5 protein-coding genes and 2 pseudogenes are annotated in these 3,648 nt (G+C 43.5%); 3 read left to right on the plus strand and 4 right to left on the minus strand.

Going from position 1 to position 3,648, the window contains the following annotated elements:
• The first annotated feature begins 283 nt into the window (after positions 1-283).
• Positions 284-478 (plus strand): YlcI/YnfO family protein, encoded by a 195-nt coding sequence (locus tag ACTG1P_RS00290; RefSeq protein WP_001421937.1) that lies wholly within the window; start codon positions 284-286, stop codon positions 476-478.
• 164 nt (positions 479-642) lie between these two features.
• On the opposite strand, the gene ybcW is transcribed toward ACTG1P_RS00290, so the two are convergent.
• A complete protein-coding gene (ybcW, locus tag ACTG1P_RS00295; RefSeq protein WP_001031427.1) occupies positions 643-849 on the minus strand; it encodes a protein YbcW in 207 nt (68 codons plus the stop codon).
• A 285-nt stretch (positions 850-1,134) separates the two neighbouring features.
• On the opposite strand from ybcW, the gene ACTG1P_RS00300 reads away from it, so the two are divergent.
• Entirely contained in the window at positions 1,135-1,545 is a 411-nt protein-coding gene (locus ACTG1P_RS00300) for a DUF1398 domain-containing protein (RefSeq protein WP_012775990.1), read from the plus strand.
• A gap of 289 nt (positions 1,546-1,834) precedes the next feature.
• Positions 1,835-2,128, plus strand: coding sequence for a serum resistance lipoprotein Bor (gene bor / locus ACTG1P_RS00305; RefSeq protein ID WP_000738492.1), 294 nt, complete (start codon positions 1,835-1,837; stop codon positions 2,126-2,128).
• Between the two features lie 31 nt (positions 2,129-2,159).
• Here the strand turns inward: bor and rzpD are convergent.
• From rzpD to ACTG1P_RS00320, 3 genes and pseudogenes are all read right to left on the minus strand, one after another.
• Positions 2,160-2,620, minus strand: a pseudogene (gene rzpD, locus ACTG1P_RS00310) (prophage endopeptidase RzpD).
• Positions 2,617-3,093 (minus strand): glycoside hydrolase family 24 protein, encoded by a 477-nt coding sequence (locus ACTG1P_RS00315; RefSeq protein WP_000229403.1) that lies wholly within the window; start codon positions 3,091-3,093, stop codon positions 2,617-2,619. Before ACTG1P_RS00315 ends, rzpD begins: the two are co-directional and overlap by 4 nt.
• Positions 3,077-3,400, minus strand: a pseudogene (locus tag ACTG1P_RS00320) (phage holin, lambda family). The gene ACTG1P_RS00315 and the pseudogene ACTG1P_RS00320 overlap by 17 nt, the downstream one beginning before the upstream one ends.
• Positions 3,401-3,648: the final 248 nt, after the last annotated feature.

Here is a 3,648-nt window from a genome sequence, read left to right on the forward strand (position 1 = left end):
ACGTATTGCTAAGGTTAAGAGCCTCTCATTGTCCGTTCTCTACAGCACCTGCTTACGGTTCACTACTCACGACGATGTTTTTTTTGGTACCTTTTTTTTCACCGGAAAGGACCCGTAAAGTGATAATGATTATCATCTACATATCACAACGTGCGTGGAGGCCATCAAACCACGTCAAATAATCAATTATGACGCAGGTATCGTATTAATTGATCTGCATCAACTTAACGTAAAAACAACTTCAGACAATACAAATCAGCGACACTGAATACGGGGCAACCTCATGTCAACGAAGAACAGAACCCGCAGAACAACAACCCGCAACATCCGCTTTCCTAACCAAATGATTGAACAAATTAACATCGCTCTTGAGCAAAAAGGGTCCGGGAATTTCTCAGCCTGGGTCATTGAAGCCTGCCGTCGGAGACTAACGTCAGAAAAGAGAGCATATACATCAATTAAAAGTGATGAAGAATGAACATCCCGCGTTCTTCCCTCCGAACAGGACGATATTGTAAATTCACTTAATTACGAGGGCATTGCAGTAATTGAGTTGCAGTTTTACCACTTTCCTGACAGTGACAGACTGCGTGTTGGCTCTGTCACAGACTAAATAGTTTGAATGATTAGCAGTTATGGTGATCAGTCAACCACCAGGGAATAATCCTTCATATTATTATCGTGCTTCACCAACGCTGCCTCAATTGCTCTGAATGCTTCCAGAGACACCTTATGTTCTATACATGCAATTACAACATCAGGGTAACTCATAGAAATGGTGCTATTAAGCATATTTTTTACACGAATCAGATCCACGGAGGGATCATCAGCAGATTGTTCTTTATTCATTTTGTCGCTCCATGCGCTTGCTCTTCATCTAGCGGTTAAAATATTACTTCAAATCTTTCTGTATGAAGATTTGAGCACGTTGGCCTTACATACATCTGTCGGTTGTATTTCCCTCCAGAATGCCAGCAGGACCGCACTTTGTTACGCAACCAATACTATTAAGTGAAAACATTCCTAATATTTGACATAAATCATCAACAAAACACAAGGAGGTCAGACCAGATTGAAACGATAAAAACGATAATGCAAACTACGCGCCCTCGTATCACATGGAAGGTTTTACCAATGGCTCAGGTTGCCATTTTTAAAGAAATATTCGATCAAGTGCGAAAAGATTTAGACTGTGAATTGTTTTATTCTGAACTAAAACGTCACAACGTCTCACATTATATTTACTATCTAGCCACAGATAATATTCACATCGTGTTAGAAAACGATAACACCGTGTTAATAAAAGGACTTAAAAAGGTTGTAAATGTTAAATTCTCAAGAAACACGCATCTTATAGAAACGTCCTATGATAGGTTGAAATCAAGAGAAATCACATTTCAGCAATACAGGGAAAATCTTGCTAAAGCAGGAGTTTTCCGATGGGTTACAAATATCCATGAACATAAAAGATATTACTATACCTTTGATAATTCATTACTATTTACTGAGAGCATTCAGAACACTACACAAATCTTTCCACGCTAAATCATAACGTCCGGTTTCTTCCGTGTCAGCACCGGGGCGTTGGCATAATGCAATACGTGTACGCGCTAAACCCTGTGTGCATCGTTTTAATTATTCCCGGACACTCCCGCAGAGAAGTTCCCCGTCAGGGCTGTGGACATAGTTAATCCGGGAATACAATGACGATTCATCGCACCTGACATACATTAATAAATATTAACAATATGAAATTTCAACTCATTGTTTAGGGTTTGTTTAATTTTCTACACATACGATTCTGCGAACTTCAAAAAGCATCGGGAATAACACCATGAAAAAAATGCTACTCGCTACTGCGCTGGCCCTGCTTATTACAGGATGTGCTCAACAGACGTTTACTGTTCAAAACAAACCGGCAGCAGTAGCACCAAAGGAAACCATCACCCATCATTTCTTCGTTTCTGGAATTGGGCAGAAGAAAACTGTCGATGCAGCCAAAATTTGTGGCGGCGCAGAAAATGTTGTTAAAACAGAAACCCAGCAAACATTCGTAAATGGATTGCTCGGTTTTATTACTTTAGGCATTTATACTCCGCTGGAAGCGCGTGTGTATTGCTCACAATAATTGCATGAGTTGCCCATCGATATGGGCAACTCTATCTGCACTGCTCATTAATATACTTCTGGGTTCCTTCCAGTTGTTTTTGCATAGTGATCAGCCTCTCTCTGAGGGTGAAATAATCCCGTTCAGCGGTGTCTGCCAGTCGGGGGAGGCTGCATTATCCACGCCGGAGGCGGTGGTGGCTTCACGCACTGACTGACAGACTGCTTTGATGTGCAACCGACGACGACCAGCGGCAACATCATCACGCAGAGCATCATTTTCAGCTTTAGCATCAGCTAACTCCTTCGTGTATTTTGCATCGAGCGCAGCAACATCACGCTGACGCATCTGCATGTCAGTAATTGCCGCGTTCGCCAGCTTCAGTTCTCTGGCATTTTTGTCGCGCTGGGCTTTGTAGGTAATGGCGTTATCACGGTAATGATTAACAGCCCATGACAGGCAGACGATGATGCAGATAACCAGAGCGGAGATAATCGCGGTGACTCTGCTCATACATCAATCTCTCTGACCGTTCCGCCCGCTTCTTTGAATTTTGCAATCAGGCTGTCAGCCTTATGCTCGAACTGACCATAACCAGCGCCCGGCAGTGAAGCCCAGATATTGCTGCAACGGTCGATTGCCTGACGGATATCACCACGATCAATCATAGGTAAAGCGCCACGCTCCTTAATCTGCTGCAATGCCACAGCGTCCTGACTTTTCGGAGAGAAGTCTTTCAGGCCAAGCTGCTTGCGGTAGGCATCCCACCAACGGGAAAGAAGCTGGTAGCGTCCGGCGCCTGTTGATTTGAGTTTTGGGTTTAGCGTGACAAGTTTGCGAGGGTGATCGGAGTAATCAGTAAATAGCTCTCCGCCTACAATGACGTCATAACCATGATTTCTGGTTTTCTGACGTCCGTTATCAGTTCCCTCCGACCACGCCAGCATATCGAGGAACGCCTTACGTTGATTATTGATTTCTACCATCTTCTACTCCGGCTTTTTTAGCAGCGAAGCGTTTGATAAGCGAACCAATCGAGTCAGTACCGATGTAGCCGATAAACACGCTCGTTATATAAGCGAGATTGCTACTTAGTCCGGCGAAGTCGAGAAGGTCACGAATGAACTAGGCGATAATGGCGCACATCGTTGCGTCGATTACTGTTTTTGTAAACGCACCGCCATTATATCTGCCGCGAAGGTACGCCATTGCAAACGCAAGGATTGCCCCGATGCCTTGTTCCTTTGCCGCGAGAATGGCGGCCAACAGGTCATGTTTTTCTGGCATCTTCATGTCTTACCCCCAATAAGGGGATTTGCTCTATTTAATTAGGAATAAGGTCGATTACTGATAGAACAAATCCAGGCTACTGTGTTTAGTAATCAGATTTGTTCGTGACCGATATGCACGGGCAAAACGGCAGGAGGTTGTTAGCGCAAAAAAAAAATTCCAAAAAAAAAATTCCAAAAAAAAAAGCGACTAACAAACACAATCTGATGGCAGGTGCTGTAGAGAACGGACAATGAGAGGCTCTTAACCTT

Source organism: Aeromonas sp. 11P (assembly GCF_051920165.1).
Taxonomy (GTDB): Bacteria; Pseudomonadota; Gammaproteobacteria; order Enterobacterales; family Aeromonadaceae; genus Aeromonas; species Aeromonas veronii.